Here is a 17718-nt window from a genome sequence, read left to right on the forward strand (position 1 = left end):
CATGGCAGGAGATACACGCGGCACGAGAAGCATTAAAAGCCCCTCTCACCGACTCTTTCGGTTGAGCGGGGCTGCTCTTGTTCTGCATTTTATCGTTTATTTACTTATACTTCATTGTGGTCTGCATAAGCTCAGTCACTAACAATATCGTAGCTATCGGACTTTAAACATATGGCAGCATTCTAATTTATCTATTATATCTACTCTACCTCTTAATCCTCTTCTGCTTCTGCTTCTGCTTCTGCTTCTGCTTCTTCTGCTTCTGCTTCTGCTTCTGCTTCTGCTTCTGCTTCTGCTTCTGCTTCTGCTTCTGCTTCTGCTTCTGCTTCTGCTTCTGCTTCTGCTTCTGCTTCTGCTTCTGCTTCTGCTTCTGCTTCTGCTTCTGCTTCTGCTTCTGCTTCTGCTTCTGCTTCTGCTTCTGCTTCTGCTTCTGCTTCTGCTTCTGCTTCTGCTTCTGCTTCTGCTTCTGCTTCTGCTTCTGCTTCTGCTTCTGCTTCTGCTTCTGCTTCTGCTTCTGCTTCTGCTCGCAATTGTGCCTTACACTCTATTTCCACTCAACCCTTATTTTCACTGATCCGCCCTATCGCATTCTACCAGCAACGGATTAGTTTTTGTTGTTATTTCACTTCTACTTCAATTTATTTCCCCTATTTCCTAATCCCGCTTCAAACCCTTCTGTACTCATCTGTCCCAGTTCGTCTCCCTACTTACGCGGTGACACTTCACCACGTTCTTCCCGCTCTTTCATCTCTTTGCGTACCACAACTTCGAGCTTCTGGCGATTGGCAAGCAACCCGGGATCGTTGGGCAAGTACTCACGGGCTTTGGTGTTATGCATGAGTGCCTGCTCCCAGTTGCCCAGATGAGCATAACAAAGGGATAAACGGGCATGTGGCAGCCATGTACGGCAAGCCATAGGCACCGGGCGCAGACCCGGATCGCGGCTGCTCACGTCCACCGCCTGCATATACCAGTAGATCGCCGAGACGGGTTCCTGCCGTTCATGAAAACAGGCCGCAATGGCGCAGCAGAAGTCGGCATGTGGCAGATCATACTGGAATGACTGCAGCAATGCTCCGAGCTTACGGCCCGGCTCACCCAGTCGTTCATAACATTCCGCCAGCCGCGCGCAGGCAATCAGGCGATCCTCGCGGTAACCGCTTGGCTGCTCCAGAAGCTTCGCGTAACCGCGTGCCGCCGCCGCATAACGCTGGCGGTCATAACATTCGCCTGCATAATAAAACAGCAGGCGACCTTTGGCTACGCCCTCTTCGGCGATCCATTTGCGCAGAATGCGCACGTTTCGCGCCGAATGATGTCCCGCTTCGCGGCGATGCGTGACGGCAATATCTGCCGTAATGACCTCGCCCCGCGGAAAGCTAAGCTGCTCGTGCAGCCGGCCATGCCAGCGGCACCCGGCATCCCGCTTGACCAGGCGAAGGCGTCGGTCCGTCACAAGTGGACTCCCCTCCGCTCCCTCGGCCAGCGTGTAGTTCAAGATCACAGCTTCCGTCTTCCCCCCGGACGGAAGCTGCTGCTTCAACACCTCCAGCTTCGCCCGTTCCGCGGGCAGCAGCACATCATCCGCATCCAGCCACAGGATATACTCCTGCGTGGCCTTGGCGAATGACTCATTCCGCGCTGCGGCAAAGTCTTCCTTCCATTCATATGTGTAGACATGGTCGGTATACTGCGCAGCGATGTCCATCGTGCGATCCGATGAACCGGTATCCACAATGATGATCTCATCCGCGATGCCGGCAACCGAGTCCAGACAGCGCGCCAGCATGCGTTCCTCGTTCTTCACAATCATGCACAGACTGATGGTGATCACGTTTTGAGCCCCTTCCTGTCGTACGCGTATTGCGAAATGTCATAACGGGTTTGTTCTTTCATTGACCAGGTACTGGTACTAAGCCACTCCAATTTTCTCTTCAAACTTACGATTAACTTGTAAACCAAGAATCAGCGCTACCACTACAAGAGGCTGCTTTCACACTCATTCTCCCAAATCTCAAAGTTCAATAAAGAATTCATTTCATTTTCACTGTGGCTAACGAACTGAGGTGACGCTATTTGGTTTATTTCAGCCACTTGGAAAATGTAACGAATCTGAGACCCGCTATTCTCGCATTATAGGCATCCATTCGTCGTTTATCGCAGCTTTCAGATGAAATAACGTCGCTGAGATTCGTTACATTTCTCATTTCTCCAAAATCATCAAAATAAGACGTGTGAGATTCGTTAGAATACTCCTGCCCTTGCCACTGTCCCTACCTTCACCGTTACCCTTCCCCACTCTCCTGACGACGAAGTCGTTTCACCTGCTCCACCGCACTGTCCAGTGCCTTCTTGCGCTGCTTCATTACGCGGAGGTGCTGATGTTCCACCTCAGCAAAATGGACATGATCCAGTTCCATCCACTCCAGCAGTTGGTCCAAAGTCGGCGATATATGCAGCTGTGTACTCCGCCGTTTGCGGGCCACGCAACATAGATATTTATGATGAACTTCCAGTTTCAAGACTTCGAAATACGGCATTAGGGTCATCGCCAGACTTCCCGCATAGAAGGTCTGCTTGTGGTCATAGAACGGGTGATACCCATACGGCACGGTTACCACTAGCGTCCCATCTTCTTGCAACAGCCGATAAATCTGGATCAACAACGTCTCCGGATGAGCAAAATGCTCCAGCACTTCTCCAAGCAGCACAGTATCAAAGGTAGTCCTTACTTTCCATTGCGTAATATCCAGCATTCTAAAATCCACATTGTTCCTAACTGGCCTAGACTCTTTGGCAAGCTCAGCTTGCGCATATCGAACACTTTCTTCTTCCAGATCAATCCCTGTCACACGAAATCCTTCACGTGCCAGCAGAATGGACGTAATGCCCTGACTGCACCCAACATCCAGGATGCGTTTGCCTGTCGCCTCACGGCACATCCAGTGGATACGCGTTCTCGTCGCTTCATGAGAATCTTCCGAATTAATCTCGCCGTAATAGCGTTCACTCACTCGATCATGATTGGCCATAGGTTTCTCCCGTTTTCACCCGGTGAACCGGCTGACCCAGCACCACAATATTTCCCCCGAGGCATCCGGCCGTTGCATTGCGTGTATCAAAAATCAACTTTGCATGATCTGCCATCTCCTGATAATTGAATCCCGAATGATCCGTGGTGATGATCACCAGATCAGCTCCTGTCCATAATTCTGGCACCGCTGGACAAGAGTGCAGCACTGTACCATCATCCTTACGGAAGACAGGCACCATTGGATCTGTAAAAACCACTTCTGCACCCGCTGCGCTCAGCAGCCGATAAACGTCCAGCGCTGGCGATTCACGCAAGTCGTCAATGTCTTTTTTATAAGCCATACCCGCCAGTACAACACGTGCTCCTCGCACAGTTACACCATTCTGCTCCAGCAGCTCCGAGGCACGCTTCACCACTCTCTCTGGCATTTGCCGATTGGTTGCATCCGCCAGCTGGATGAATTGCAGCTCCGATCCCTGACGGTTTGCAGCCCAGGACAGATAGATCGGATCGATTGGGATACAGTGCCCGCCGATGCCGGGACCTGGGTAGAATGGCATATAACCAAACGGCTTGGTTGCCGCCGCATTCAGTACTTCCCAGATGTTTACCCCCATCTGTTCACAGGCTGGGGTCAGCTCATTCACGAGTGCAATATTGACACTGCGAAATGTATTTTCGAACAGCTTTGCTGTCTCCGCTACCGTTGTTGAACTTACCGGAACAACTTCGTTGAGGAACGAGCCGTAGAACTGTTTACCATAATTCAGACAAGCGGGTGTCGAACCGCCAATAATCTTTGGGGTATTTTTCACACCATAATGCACACTGCCCGGATCTACCCGCTCTGGAGAATAACAGACGTAGAACTGTTCTCCAGCTCGCCAGCCGTTTGCCGCTTCAATCGGTTGTTTCACACGTTCCTCCGTTGTGCCCGGATAGGTCGTGCTTTCCAATATAACCAGGCTGCCTTCCTGCAAATACGGAGTCATGCCATCCACCGCGGCCGAGATATACGAGATATCCGGTTGATGCTCGGCAGTCAGCGGAGTGGGCACACAGATTACAATGACATTGGCCTGTGCCACCGCTGCATAATCGGTGCTTGCCGTGAATAATCCAGCCTGCATAAGCGACTGCACAACATCATCTTCTATACCTATGACATACGAATTCCCGGCGTTCAGCTTGGCTACCTTGGAAGTATCGATGTCAATCCCGTGGACTTGATAACCGGCCTGTGCTATCTCTACAGCCATGGGTAAACCAACATAGCCTAGACCAATGACAACAGCTTTTAGGGAGCGGTCATTAATATGTTGTATTAGGGTACGTTGCTGTAACTCTTCATTACCTTCGTGCTGGTTGTGCTGATGATTTTCTTCCATTCCTACCACCTCCAAACGCTCCGCCTCCCCTCGGTGGGCGTGTCTGAAAACTCCGAACGAGTTTTGAGATACACCCTAATCGATATAGCCACCTTCACGCAAAAACCGGGCAATCGCTGGTTTGTTCATCATGGCACTGTCCGAGCGATACTCGGAGAAGTTCACACGTGGCAGACTGCTGTACTGATCCGTCAGGCTCTTGTCCTTGTGCTCCGGCAGGATGACATAATACTGCGCATCATATTGATACGTACGCGGCGCTTCAAAGGGCGAGATCAACACTTCATGCAATTTCTCGCCTGGACGTATTCCCGTCACCTTATAATCGAAGGATGGACGACCTGCCTGTTCCAACATGACGGATGCAAGTTCCGTCATCTTGCAAGCTTTCATTTTCATCACAAAAGTCTCTCCGCCCACGGCCGCCTCAGCCGCCTTAAGCAGTAAATGTATAGCTTCGGTACGCGTCAGGAAAAAACGGGTCATGCCTATATCCGTAATGGTCGGGCTTTTGCCTTCATTGATCTGACGACGGAACAAGGGCACGACACTGCCGCTGGTTCCAAGCACATTGCCCCCGCGGATGCAGACAAACCGGGTACCTTCACTTAGCCAGTTGGCACGGATCATCATTTTTTCACCCAAAGCCTTTGTCATGCCATATACGTTAATCGGATCTACCGCCTTATCGGTGGACACATCGATGACTTTGGCAACCTGCATACGTATTGCAGCCCGAATAATATTCTGGGTACCGATCACATTAGTCTTGAACGCTTCATCAGGCTGGTCCTCGCAGACCGGAACATGCTTCAGCGCAGCCAAATGGAAGAGCACATCCACACCTCTGCATGCATCTTCCACTGCCCGATAATCGCGGATATCCCCAATGATGAATCGCAGACGCGGATCATGGTTGAACTCTCGCTGCATCGCAATCTGGGCGTATTCATTACGTGACAGAAGGCGAATCTCAGCCGGGTCCTGCTCCAGCAGTACCTCAGTCAGCTTTTGACCCCAGGAGCCCGTGCCTCCAGTGATCAGAATCGTTTGTCCTTGAATCATGGATGAATCCCTCCCTGATCAGATCATGAATTCGCGTAGTACCTGTGCCATCTCATCCCGGCTTAACCGGTCTTTGGGCGGTACCTTTTTGGTTGAAGTATTGCTCGAATGTACGATGTTGACATAATTGCGCGGAGCAAGCAGTTCGTGCGGAAGTTCAATGACATTGCCATGTGTACCTCTGCCCGGAAGCTTGACCCGGTATCCTGCTGCGTATTCGGCTGTCTTATATAAGTAGACATAGAACTGTGGAGAACGGTGAAACGCTGGGGCCATCTCGTTATTCACACTGTCCCACAGATATCCGTTCTGGTTAATCAATGCCATCGTCTGCTGCTGTGGTTGAATATCGTAGAGCTGTTGAACAAAGGTCTTATGGTATAAATCATCCGAATCCAGACGGGCAATATAGAGTTGCTCCGAACCATTGGCAAACGCCAAAATGGCACGCACACTCTCCATATTGGTTCCAAAACGAATATTGAAAGGAAGCGGCTCCTGACCCGCCAGAATCTCCTGCATTAATTCCCCGGATTCCTTGGACAACTTCACCACTGTGAGAAAATCCTGATTCGTCTGCGCCTTCAGGCAATGCAATGTGAACGTGCGGAAGATGCTCATCCGACGCTCCAGCCATTCCCGCGTTAATCGCTGCGGGTCCATCCCATAATTGTTGAAGTTAATCTCAATCACAACTTTCCTGGACATAACATGCCTCCTCATGAACGCTGCAAGTTCCGTTTGTCGGATACAGACTGTTTTCATAGTTTTGATGCCGTCTTCCTACGAAAACCATCTTCTATCTATCTGATCGCTTACAAGCGACATCTCGCTTGTGAATCCAGCACTCTATATCGTATGAAACGTTGATAGAAGCGGTACCGACAGATGTACTAACTTTCATATAAATAGATTGATATTCAACCAAGGATGGCGCCCTTTGGGTCGAACGTACATATCGTTACGGTAGTCGCAACATAGAATAGAACAGTTCAATTTTCAAAGGAGGCAACCCATCACATGAATTCGATCTATCTTGAAATGGAAGGTGTGCTTGATCAGCTCGAAGCGGCACTTCGGGAACACCGACCGCTGTCTCTTGTAAGAGTCGGTGATGGCGAGAATATCGTCATGTCTCAAGAAACCGTATGGCCCACGGAACAGGTCCTTCAGGAGCGTTGGGCCAAGAAAGCCAACCTAGGGCAAAAGGGACTTCGTCTTCCCAACCCGAAACTACGGGATGAAGTCGCCGCTTCCTTGCAACGTGCCGATATCGTGGGCATTCTTCCTCGTGGTGACAGCACCATTAATGCTCCCGATTATCTCAAAAGACCCCTGACCGACATGGTATTTGCACACTTTGGCATCTCTCCTCCGATGACTTGTCACGCCTGTGTTAATCGGGAACTGGCGCAGAACCCGCGTTTCTGGCAGATGCTTGCAGGCAAGCGTGTGTTACTCGTTACTCGTGAGATTGAGGCACTGCGTGTCATGCTCGAACGTGATCCGTATAATCTGAACATTGTGACTGCCCTGCCCTTCGACAGCTATGATCAAATGGATGAAACGCTGCACTGGATTCAGAATAATCAACATACCTTTGATGTCGCTCTCTTCTCCTGTGGCGTCAACGCGGTTATCCTTGCGGAGCGAACAGCTGCACTCGCAGGCAAAGTGGCCATCGACTTTGGCAAAGCCAACAACATCATTCTGAAAGGCCGTGCCAACTGATCCTGGACAGTTTCAAACTTTAGATTCGTGATTTGTATTGAAACGTGCAGATGCTTGTACGGCAAAAACCCCCGACTTCTTGAGCCGGGGGTTTTTTGCTGAGCGCTAGTCGAAACCTATCACTGCATTGTCTTGCGTCTCTGGGGTATGAAGCGAACTCTGCCGTCAACAGAAGTGATAACGATGCACTCTGCCTGTAATATTTCGCCTTTCACTACTAACCGGTGGCTGCAATACCGTATAACATCTCCGGCCCGGTTCTTACTGCTGTGGACACCCCCGAGATGAACGAAGTATACACACTTTCCAATGCTGGTGGTGCAGACAGATCCTGAGCTGTGAACGAATGGAATTCGGCACCTCCGTTCTGTCCAATCGTACCTTCAGCACGGTAGATGATATAGAAAGGATCATATAAAAAACCCCGCACAAGCTCCACAACAAAGGTATCTCCCAGTTCTCCCGTAACACCTACTGTCCCGTTCAACGTAATAATGGGATTCACCACACCCTGCGTCTGTAGACCAATGGTGCCAAAAGCTGTCGGGGAATCTGACAGTGACAAACCGGGCTGTCCTACGGTTGCCGAGTTCATCGAAGTTCTCATATCGAGAAACACGCCCATGAGTAACACCTCCAATGCTATGGGATACCCTATCCTATGAATCTCACTACTCTTATGATTGGATGTATAGCAGATTGTATGAACCTATTTTTATTTGTCGACTGTTAATGGTATATTGAACTGCATAACGAAAATGAACGGATCGTATGCACACAAGCGGTACAGGCTGTTCAGAAGGAGATTACTATTCATGAATAAACGCAAACGTCCAACCAGCAAGACATCGGCCTCGGCCAAAGGGAAATCTTATGCAGGTTCATCTTCAGCACGGTCCGGTAAGTCCAACTTCTCATCTGCCAAAACATCAGGTGCTTCCGCATCACGTAATACGGAGGAGAATAAGAAGCCAATAACCGCGAAATCATCGGGTGCACCCAAGAAAGCTGGAGGCAACAAACCCAAAAATGCCAGCGCATCCAAACGACCAGGCAATTCCTACTATCGCAAGCAGGAACCACCACGCCAGTACAAAGTGACCGAACCGGATGAACTGTTGAATTTCCTGTTGCAGCATTTGAAATCAGGACGGAACGCAGTGAAGTCCATTCTGGGTCGTGGACAGGTATCCGTGGATCAGAAGGTTGTAACCAAGTTTAATGAAGCGCTGACGCCAGGTCAGATTGTCTACATTCGAAAAGAAGGTGCAGTCGCTGCTCCATCCTTGACGGGTATTAACATTTTGCATGAAGACGATGATATCATTGTGATCCGCAAGGAAGCCGGTCTATTGTCTATTGCCGCTGACAAGACGGATGACCTGACGGCTTATCGCCAACTGACAGAGCATGTACGCCGCACCAATCCGCTCAATCGGATCTTTGTTGTCCATCGTCTGGATCGGGATACGTCGGGTGTGATGATGTTTGCCAAAAGTGAAGAGGTGCAGCAGAAGCTGCAAAACAACTGGAAAGAAAATGTACAGGACCGCGTCTACGTTGCCCTTGTTGAAGGTTCAGTAGCCAAAGAAGAAGGCACCATCTCTTCCTGGTTGAAGGAAACCAAAACGCTGAAAATGTATTCCAGCTCTCGTCCGAATGATGGACAACATGCCATCACACATTACAAACGTCTGAAATCGAACCGTGAGTTCTCCTTGCTGGAAGTGCGTCTGGAGACAGGGCGTAAAAATCAGATTCGTGTGCATATGGAAGATCTCGGACATCCGATTGCCGGTGACAGAAAATATGGTGCACGCACAAGAGACCTTGGCCGTCTTGGACTTCATGCACGTATACTCTCGTTTATCCATCCCACAACGGATGAGTTAATGTCATTCGAAACGGATATTCCAAAGCCATTCCTGTATCCGTTCCGTGCAGAAACTCCACCTGCGAAATAACCGCACCTCTAATGTGTGCATATATAGAAAATTCACTGATCGATTGATCATGCCTGAAAGGAGGAACGGACACTGAAAAACCTGTTAATCACCGGTTACCGGGCACATGAATTGCAGATTTTTGGACAGAAACATGAAGGTATTCCTTTTATCAAAAAAGCCATCTCCTCTCGTCTCACACCTCTTGTCGAGGATGGTCTGGAATGGGTGCTGACCCCGGGACAGTACGGTGTGGACCTGTGGGCCTGCGAAGTGGTCATTGATCTGAAGAAGACGTATCCATATCTGAAACTGTCGATCATCACTGCCTTTCAGAACCCGGAGGAGCAATGGAAAGAAGACAAGCAGGAGTATTACCGTTCCATCCTCTCGGGTGTGGACTATTACGGTGCGATTAGCAATCAACCTTATATCGGGCCGTGGCAGTTCACTGCACGGGATGACCTGTTGCTGCGTAAAAGCGACGGTCTTCTGCTCGTCTATGACGAAGATGCCGGTGAAGGCAGTCCCCGTTTTGTGAAGGAAAAAGCCGTGAAGAAACAGCAGAACGAGGACTATACAATCATCAGTGTCACTTCAGAGGATATTCAATCTGTAGCTGAGGATGAGCGCATGAACGATATTGCGGACTTCGACGATTCTTCATTCTGAAAAAATGTAGATCATCTGAAGTCCATTCATGCATAGCTTTCATCAGAGGGGAATCGTATTTTGAATGACGTACATATGTTTTTTTTCGAGGCAGGTTGGGTATAAGTAGTATTATAACTGCGATGATATGTCGTATGGGATAAGGGGAACTGCAACCATGACAATTACGCCAGAGCAGCGCATTCAACTGCATGGATTTAACAACCTGACCAAGTCGCTCAGCTTTAATATGTACGATATTTGTTATACCAAAACCAAAGACGAACGCGAAGCTTACATTGAATATATTGATGAACAGTATAACGCCGCCCGGTTGAGTAAAATTCTGAACAACGTCTCCGACATCATCGGAGCCCACGTTCTTAATGTTGCCCAGCAGGATTACGTGCCTCAAGGTGCGAGTGTTACGATGCTTGTCTCGGAAGGTCCAATTGTGGAGATCCCCGAAGAATCACTCGATGAATCTCCCGGCCCTCTACCCGATAACGTTGTCATGCAGCTGGATAAAAGCCATATCACTGTGCACACCTACCCTGAGTTTCATCCTAGTGAAGGTATAAGTACTTTCCGTGCGGACATTGATGTCTCCACCTGTGGTGAGATCTCACCGCTTAAGGCGCTGAATTATCTGATCCACTCATTTGATACGGACATTATGACGATGGATTACAGGGTGCGTGGTTTTACGCGGGATACGAGCGGACGCAAGCTGTTCATTGACCATGAGATCGGCTCGATTCAGAATTATATTCCGGATGAGATCAAGAGCAGCTTTGACATGATTGACGTGAACGTCTATCAGGAGAATATTTTTCACACCAAATGTAAACTGAGGGAATTTGATCTCGACAATTATCTGTTTGGGTACACCAAGGATAAGCTCAGCAAGAAGGAACAACAGGAGATTACGGAGTGGCTGAAGCTGGAGATGGACGAGATCTATTACGGCAAAAATATTAATCGTCCCTCTTAAAGAGGTTGTTCAACGCTGATCCATTAGGGAAAAATCTAAGACAAGATTTCATGAAGGTAGGGTTCTTCTTATCGGGGGACCTCCGGCATGTGCTTGTCTTTTTCTTTGTTATGTTGACAGTGTGCAACTTTATTTCTTATTATAGAAGTAACTGTACAATCTACAGTGAAGGAGACTGAGCCCGTGATCGAAACGAATACGACAAGACGTAACGAATCACTGTTACAAGCGCTTACTGCACAGCACAATGCCATCACCAACAACATAGCCAATGCAGACACGCCCAACTACAAAAAGAAAACGGTAGAGTTTCAGGAAGAGCTGAGACGTATCGTTGAAAATGGCAAAACAGATCAGCTCGCCATGAAGCGGACTCATGACAAACACTTTCCTATCAGTGATCCCAATTCTTCGATCGTACAGTACCGAATTGTCGAGAACAACGAAACAGCCATGAACAATAACAACAATAACGTTGACATTGACAAGGAAATGGCGAATCTTTCGGAGAATCAGCTCATGTATAACTACATGGTTGATCGGGTCAGTGGACATTACAAAAAAATGAAGAATTTATTGAATGATCTGAAATAATGAATGTACAAGCAGCCCGAAACGGCTGCTTTTTTTTGTTGTTTTTCCCTGAGTGTAGCTCGTTTGGTGCCATTTTTCGGTATCCTCTCCTGTTCGTAGTATAATGGGGAGAAACGATTGATTTCATATCGAATAAAAGAGGTGCAACATGTCTCCACGTCATTTAAATGGTTTTCTAGGTTCCAAAGTCAGATTAGCGGCCCCATGTCCGGAAGATTGCATGCGTCTCTCCCGCTTCACAGATGATTATGAATATTTACGCAACATGGATACCGATATCGCTATTCCGTTAACGCCGGATGAGACAGGGTCCTCCTCTGTCCGCCGAGACAACGGATTTGAATTTGCATTACGTACACTGGAGGGAAACCGATTCATTGGATTCACAGCCCTCTACCGAATTGAATGGAACAATCGGTCGGCTCGTCTGGCCATTGGTATCGGCGAAGAAAATGATCGAGGTAAAGGTTACGGAAGCGACGCTCTGGCTCTGATTCTTCGGTATGGCTTCCACGAATTGAACCTGAACCGGATTGCGCTAGAAGTCATTGAATACAATGAAGCCGCGAGACGTGCGTACCTAAAAGCCGGATTCCGGGAAGAGGGTCGCCAGCGTTCTGCAGTTTTGCGGGATGGCATGCATTACGACCTGATCTCAATGAGTATCCTTGCCGAAGAATGGTCCGCACAGGCTGGGCTTCCATTGTCATTCCAGTCTACTCGTACTCCTCAATCTGGGGATATGGTAGCGGGTGGTTTTTCACAACCTAATGGGAACGAACAAGCTGCGCTGTCAATGTCGGAATTAAGTTCTGTTCCAAAAGGTGAATCTGAAATTTCACCTCGCATCGGCGTAGGTGCGGTCATCCTGAATGAACGGGGCGAAGTGCTTCTCGCTTGGCGAAATCGCCAGCCCGAACAGCATACTTGGAGTATTCCCGGCGGGAAAGTCGATCCCTATGAATCACTGGAAACTGCCGTCATCCGTGAAATCAAGGAGGAAGTGAATCTGGATATCGCCATTGACAGTCTGCTCTGCACGGCGGAGACGATCCAGCCACAACAGAAGGAACATTGGATATCCGTGCTCTATTCCACCAAGGTGATTGGCGGTCATGCTCGTAATCTGGAAGAAGGCGGAGCCATCGGTGAGATCGGTTGGTTCCCATTGAATGATCTTCCCTCTCCACTCGCCTGCTTTGCCGTACCTGGGCTGGAAGCTGCGAAGAAGCTGTATAACCAGAATTAAGCTTGGAGGTGCTTGCAAGTGTTGGAGATTCCTCTTCCTCGACCTGTCCCCTTCATTCTGCATGAATCGAGTTCCCAATTCGATTGGAAAGGCAGCGGCTTGCTATCACTGAAAACATTCCGTAACGGAAAAACGCTCTATGAAGCGGGACGCGGTCACTTCGCAGTCAATAATGAGAACTATCTGCTTCTGAATGAGGGCCAGGAATATAGTCTTCACATTGATTCATCTACTCCAGTTGAATCCTTCTGTATCTTCTTCCCTCCCGGTTATGTGGAAGAGATTGGTCGGAATCTAATGACCAGTGATCTTCGGCTACTTGATGAGCCGTATAGTTATTCACCCTCAAGCAAGATGGAATGGGTAGAACGTACATACGCGATGGATAATCGGCTTGGCGCAGCCCTGAATCATTTGCGTAATTTCTACAGTCAAGACAGGCTGGATTCCTGGGCAATAGCGGAGCAGCTTCATCAGCTTGCTGTTCACATGCTGGATCTACACCGTAACGTTCAGCAAGAGATCAACGAACTGGATATGATCAGACGTTCAACCCGAGAAGAGTTGTACCGAAGAGTCTATATCGGGCATGAGTATATCTCCGCCTACTATGATCAGCCGTTAACGCTAGAACAGACAGCATCGGCTGCACAACTATCCGTGAATCATTTTCTACGCAGTTATAAAAAGTTGTTTGGTACTTCACCCCATCGTTATCTGACTCAATGTAGACTATTGGCTGCGAAGCAGCTTTTGCTTGATTCGGACAGGTCTGTCACCAATATCTGTTATGATGTGGGCTTCGAGAGCCTCGGTTCGTTCAGTTCATTATTCACTAGACGCTTCCATAGCTCTCCTTCCCAGCTGCGGGCAAAAAGGTGATTATGAAGAAGAACCTCTGAAGAGGAACATCTATAATTACATTATCTCATCAGATGGAGGTATTCCTTATGAATCATGCAGAACAGATTAATCAACTATTCCAGGCTGCACAGTCTGGAGATGTGGCCAACCTGCAATTATTGCTCGCTTCTCACCCGGAACTCACAAATATTGAAAATCAGGATGGGTTAACTCCGCTGGGATATGCCTCTCATTATGGACAAGCAGAAGTAGTTCGTCTCCTTCTGGAGCATGGAGCAGATGTTAACACCCTTTCTCATTCCAAGATTTCCTTTATCCCGTCCAATACTGCACTGCATGCCGCACTTGCCGGAGAACGTTCGCCAGAAGTTATCCGCCTTTTACTCGAACATGGGGCATCCACGAGTATTCTGGACAGCGATGGACAATATGCGTTGCACTCCGCAGCATTTCATACGGATCAGATCGAACTTATCGAGATGTTACTTCAGCATGGAGCTGATCCAAACGTGCTGAACTCAGCAGGCCAGACCGCTCTGGATATTTCACTTGAACGTGGTAACACGTCTACAGCTTCATGTCTGCGAGCAGCCGTTACAGCGCATCAGCAATAATGATTAGATAACGTGAGTAATACGCGAATAACCGTCAAGACTCTTTTTGGAGTACAAAGAGAAGGTCTGACGGTTATTTGTTGTCCTCTACGTTCACGTATTCATACGTAGTTCAACTATATAGAAATCAGGTATATACATATTTTCTAAGAAAATAAGAACCGTTTGGTGCCTTACGCGGTCTAATACTCAACATATCCATGAAAGGAGGAGCCATGTGACCCCTCTTCAGCTCACCATCGCCGCACAAAAAGGGGATGCCGAGGCTTTTGCAGCCTTAATGGAATTACATCAGAGTCAACTGTACCGTATCGCCTATGCCTACCTGCATAACGAAGGTGATGCGCTCGAAGCGATTCAGGAATCAACGTTCAGGGCCTTCCATAAACTCAAAAAATTAAAAGAGCCCTCCTACTTTGGCACTTGGCTCATCCGCATTCTGCTCAACTACTGTGCGGACGAACGCAAACGCAAAAGTCGGTTCAGTCCCGTCACCGAGATTCATGAATCCAGCAGCTGGGATCGTCCTGCGGACCCCGATCTTGCTGCGGCCGTATCCACCCTTGACCGGGATTGCAAACAGATTATTATTCTGAGTTATTTCGAAGGTTTCTCCTTAACTGAAGTTGCCGATATTCTCGAAATCCCGACCGGAACCGTAAAATCCCGATTACATCGGGCACTCGGACAGCTCCGTGATCAACTTGAAACGAAAGGAGATATATCCTCATGACGGATGAACAAAAATCATTCGACACATTGGAAGAACGTCTGAATGCTCGCAAGACAGAGTACGAAACAATGCCTGTGCCCGATGCTGCTGCCTATCAGGCTGTGCAGTCCGGAATCCGCCAGGCTGCCCGAAAGCGAAAGTCCCGGCTACGCTGGTATATGAGTTCCATCTCGGCAGCGGCCCTCATCCTGCTGTTTACCGGATGTATCCGTGTCTCTCCCGCTTTTGCATCCTTCGTGGAGCAATTGCCCGGAATGGAGGGCATTGTGAGTATGATTCGCCAGGACAAAGGATTAATGATGGCCATCGATAAGTCCCTCTTACAGCAGGTCGGTGTCACCGACGAGCATGATGGTACTTCCTTGACCGTTGAAGGCATTATCACAGACGAGTCACGTATGGTTATTTTTTACACGATGAAAGGTATGAAAGATCCCAAGAAATTCAACTATGACATTGATTTGCTGGATGAGAACGGTAAAGACCTTCCTGTTGCATTTAGCTATTCCTCTCTAAATCCAGCTTCAGAAAGTGGAATTTATGAGGATAAAATCGATATCTCATTCATAGAATCTTTACCGCCACATGAGCTGACCGTTATATTTAAGGAACGAGGTAAGGAACCGAATAATAAGTGGAAAGTCACCTTCCCCGTGGATCACAGCTTAACAAAAGGCATGAAAAAAATCATTCCCGTAAACCAAACAATGACCGTGGACGGGCAGCGTATCCATGTGAAACAGGGCGTTCTGTATCCCACTCGCTTTGTACTTGACATCGAATATGATCGGAACAATACCAAAACAATCTTTAACATTCGTGATCTGCACTTGGTAGATGAGCAAGGCCGAGCATGGCGAACAGATTCATCTTCTATCTCAGGCTCTGGAAGTTCCGTCTTTTTCGAAAGCATGTACTTCTCCACTCCGAAAAAACTGACTTTGCAAGGGTCTGGCCTTTCAGCGGTGGATAAGGAAGAACTGGTTATCAGCATCGATCCATCTTCAGGTGAAATACAAGGCGGCCCATCCAGTTTGAAATTGCTGCAAAGCACGGTCCAGGGCAAAAATCTGATCCTCGAGTTTTCAATTGCAGATGCTCAAAATGCTACTTCGGGGCTATCATTTACCAACATTGAGGACAGTAAAGGAAACCCTTTCGACATTAATGAAGTAGGCTGGAGCCCTTCCGTCTTTGAAGCAAGAGTTGTCATTAAAAATGGAGCCGCGGCCAAAGGAAATCTGACAATGGAAATATTCTCTTACCCTGATCAAATTCGTGCACCGTTCTCTATTGAAATTCCTGTGACTCCCTAAAGAAAATGTAACAGCCATAATTGCAAGCCACACGACGTATTCATGCACTATAATGAAAATATTAAACAGCTACATTAAATCGATATGTTCACAGGAAAGGGTGTTTCCACAATGAATAATCGTTCTATCCGTTATCCGCAACCACTCGCGCAAGGGGACATGATCGGTGTGGCAGCCCCCTCCAGCGGTGTAGGCGAATCCCTATACCATTATCTTGAGGAGAGCAAACGCAATATGGAGCGCCTTGGTTTTGACGTGCTGGAAAGCCCATCGCTCCGCCACAACATCAAATGTGTGAGTGCCTCCAAAGAGGAACGCGCTGCAGAGATGAATGAATTTTTCCACAATCCAAATATTCAAGCTATTATCCCTCCATGGGGCGGGGAATTTCTGATGGATATCCTCCCCCTGCTGGATTGGGAAGCTTTGAAAACATTACCGCCCAAATGGGTCATGGGATATTCGGATATCAGTACGTTCCTGTTCGCATATACCCTGATCACTGGAACAGCATCCGCACATGGCACCAATTATGTTGATCTAAGATCAAACGCCCTCGATCCCGTGACTGCGCGCTGGATTGATGTGTTACAGACCAAATACGGCGGACAGATCACACAATGGTCTTCCACACATTATCAATCGGCATGGAAACCGGAATCTCCTGGATTTAACCTGGATACACCTTCGCAATGGAAACAGCTCGGCCACTCGGAAGATGCAGATACCGCTGTGTCGTTCTCCGGTCGGCTGATCGGTGGCTGTATGGATACGATCACTAGTCTGATTGGTACGCCGTATGCACCCGTCCAATCGTATTTGGATCAGTACTGTGCAGACGAAGGAACGATCTGGTATCTGGAAAGCTGTGAGATGAATGCGGGGGATATCTACCGTCATCTGTGGCAGATGAAACAGGCTGGCTGGTTTGCAGGTGTAAAAGGTTTCATGTTCGGCCGACCTGCGGGTTATTCCGATACAGCGGATTTTAATTTTACCGATGCTCTATCCTCTGCACTTGGGGATCTGGATGTCCCTGTACTGTACGATGTGGATCTCGGCCATGTTCCACCGCAGCTCACCTTTGTGAATGGAGCATTGGGCAAAGTAGCCTATGAAAATGGACGCGGGAGCCTTGAGATGGCGTTTGTGTAATCACCTTTTATAGGCAGATGCATACCTTGAAGTAAGAACTTATTTTGAGGAAGGGTTGTGCATCATGTCTGAATCTACATCCACGCCATCCACGCGTGTCGTGTATCAAGCCAATCAACCGATGCTTCAATCCGTGCAAAATGTGCGGAATATGCTTCATCATACAGCTCGGCAGCATATAGGCAAGAAGGTACAAGTCCAGAATATCGATGGGCAAGTGTGGGAAGGTGTCGTCATCAGTGCAGACCGGGGAATTTTGTATCTCCAGGTTACCCCGATGCATGGATATCCTGAACCGCGCGCTTTGTTTGGACCAACCATTTTGCCGCTTGTGCTGTATGAATTGTTGGTTATCACACTGTTGATGTAGGTATTGCGCCTTTATAT

At 48.3% G+C, this 17718-nt stretch carries 19 protein-coding genes and 1 pseudogene; 13 read left to right on the forward strand and 7 right to left on the reverse strand.

What is annotated here, in order from left to right:
- Positions 1-212: 212 nt before the first annotated feature.
- The 6 genes from MHB71_RS17590 to MHB71_RS17615 all read right to left on the reverse strand — a co-directional run bounded on the left by MHB71_RS17590 (position 213) and on the right by MHB71_RS17615 (position 6195).
- Positions 213-554 carry a hypothetical protein gene (locus MHB71_RS17590; RefSeq protein ID WP_340027122.1) on the reverse strand — a complete coding sequence of 114 codons (342 nt, stop codon included), beginning with the start codon at positions 552-554 and terminating at the stop codon, positions 213-215.
- Between the two features lie 149 nt (positions 555-703).
- Positions 704-1834: a glycosyltransferase family 2 protein gene (locus MHB71_RS17595; protein WP_340027123.1), complete on the reverse strand. Its 1131-nt coding sequence runs from the start codon at positions 1832-1834 to the stop codon at positions 704-706.
- A gap of 451 nt (positions 1835-2285) precedes the next feature.
- Positions 2286-3032 (reverse strand): methyltransferase domain-containing protein, encoded by a 747-nt coding sequence (locus MHB71_RS17600; RefSeq protein ID WP_340027124.1) that lies wholly within the window; start codon positions 3030-3032, stop codon positions 2286-2288.
- Complete coding sequence (locus tag MHB71_RS17605) at positions 3019-4422, reverse strand: nucleotide sugar dehydrogenase (protein ID WP_340027125.1); 1404 nt, start codon at positions 4420-4422, stop codon at positions 3019-3021. The genes MHB71_RS17600 and MHB71_RS17605 overlap by 14 nt, the downstream gene beginning before the upstream one ends.
- 75 nt (positions 4423-4497) lie before the next feature.
- On the reverse strand, positions 4498-5487 hold the full coding sequence (locus MHB71_RS17610; RefSeq protein WP_340027126.1) for an SDR family NAD(P)-dependent oxidoreductase: 990 nt from the start codon (positions 5485-5487) through the stop codon (positions 4498-4500).
- An 18-nt stretch (positions 5488-5505) separates the two neighbouring features.
- Complete coding sequence (locus MHB71_RS17615; RefSeq protein WP_340027127.1) at positions 5506-6195, reverse strand: glycosyltransferase; 690 nt, start codon at positions 6193-6195, stop codon at positions 5506-5508.
- Between the two features lie 312 nt (positions 6196-6507).
- Here MHB71_RS17615 and MHB71_RS17620 point away from each other — a divergent pair, with 312 nt between their 5' ends.
- Entirely contained in the window at positions 6508-7218 is a 711-nt protein-coding gene (locus MHB71_RS17620) for a GT-D fold domain-containing glycosyltransferase (protein WP_100527935.1), read from the forward strand.
- Between the two features lie 217 nt (positions 7219-7435).
- On the opposite strand, the gene MHB71_RS17625 is transcribed toward MHB71_RS17620, so the two are convergent.
- Positions 7436-7843 (reverse strand): hypothetical protein, encoded by a 408-nt coding sequence (locus MHB71_RS17625; RefSeq protein ID WP_076327225.1) that lies wholly within the window; start codon positions 7841-7843, stop codon positions 7436-7438.
- Between the two features lie 190 nt (positions 7844-8033).
- On the opposite strand from MHB71_RS17625, the gene MHB71_RS17630 reads away from it, so the two are divergent.
- From MHB71_RS17630 to MHB71_RS17685, 12 genes and pseudogenes are all read left to right on the forward strand, one after another.
- Positions 8034-9182 carry an RluA family pseudouridine synthase gene (locus MHB71_RS17630; protein ID WP_340027128.1) on the forward strand — a complete coding sequence of 383 codons (1149 nt, stop codon included), beginning with the start codon at positions 8034-8036 and terminating at the stop codon, positions 9180-9182.
- A 72-nt stretch (positions 9183-9254) separates the two neighbouring features.
- Positions 9255-9833 (forward strand): DUF1273 domain-containing protein, encoded by a 579-nt coding sequence (locus tag MHB71_RS17635; protein WP_340030186.1) that lies wholly within the window; start codon positions 9255-9257, stop codon positions 9831-9833.
- A 157-nt stretch (positions 9834-9990) separates the two neighbouring features.
- Positions 9991-10806, forward strand: coding sequence for an adenosylmethionine decarboxylase (speD, locus tag MHB71_RS17640; protein ID WP_036610662.1), 816 nt, complete (start codon positions 9991-9993; stop codon positions 10804-10806).
- A gap of 183 nt (positions 10807-10989) precedes the next feature.
- Positions 10990-11400 carry a flagellar basal body rod protein FlgB gene (gene flgB, locus MHB71_RS17645; protein WP_036610664.1) on the forward strand — a complete coding sequence of 137 codons (411 nt, stop codon included), beginning with the start codon at positions 10990-10992 and terminating at the stop codon, positions 11398-11400.
- 148 nt (positions 11401-11548) lie between these two features.
- A pseudogene (locus MHB71_RS17650) lies at positions 11549-12037 on the forward strand (GNAT family protein); the annotation flags it as partial.
- Positions 12038-12196: 159 nt separating this feature from the next.
- Positions 12197-12649, forward strand: a complete 453-nt coding sequence (locus MHB71_RS17655) for an NUDIX domain-containing protein (RefSeq protein WP_340030187.1) — start codon at positions 12197-12199, stop codon at positions 12647-12649.
- An 18-nt stretch (positions 12650-12667) separates the two neighbouring features.
- Entirely contained in the window at positions 12668-13531 is an 864-nt protein-coding gene (locus MHB71_RS17660) for a helix-turn-helix transcriptional regulator (RefSeq protein WP_340027129.1), read from the forward strand.
- Positions 13532-13599: 68 nt separating this feature from the next.
- Complete coding sequence (locus MHB71_RS17665) at positions 13600-14127, forward strand: ankyrin repeat domain-containing protein (protein ID WP_340027130.1); 528 nt, start codon at positions 13600-13602, stop codon at positions 14125-14127.
- A 217-nt stretch (positions 14128-14344) separates the two neighbouring features.
- A complete protein-coding gene (locus MHB71_RS17670) occupies positions 14345-14860 on the forward strand; it encodes a sigma-70 family RNA polymerase sigma factor (protein WP_340027131.1) in 516 nt (171 codons plus the stop codon).
- Entirely contained in the window at positions 14857-16176 is a 1320-nt protein-coding gene (locus tag MHB71_RS17675) for a DUF4179 domain-containing protein (protein ID WP_340027132.1), read from the forward strand. The genes MHB71_RS17670 and MHB71_RS17675 overlap by 4 nt, the downstream gene beginning before the upstream one ends.
- A gap of 111 nt (positions 16177-16287) precedes the next feature.
- Entirely contained in the window at positions 16288-17331 is a 1044-nt protein-coding gene (locus tag MHB71_RS17680) for a S66 peptidase family protein (RefSeq protein WP_340027133.1), read from the forward strand.
- A 64-nt stretch (positions 17332-17395) separates the two neighbouring features.
- Entirely contained in the window at positions 17396-17701 is a 306-nt protein-coding gene (locus MHB71_RS17685) for a hypothetical protein (RefSeq protein ID WP_036669286.1), read from the forward strand.
- The last annotated feature ends 17 nt before the right edge of the window (positions 17702-17718 follow it).

The sequence above is a fragment of the Paenibacillus sp. FSL H7-0940 genome (assembly GCF_037979415.1).
Lineage (GTDB): Bacteria > Bacillota > Bacilli > Paenibacillales > Paenibacillaceae > Paenibacillus > Paenibacillus amylolyticus.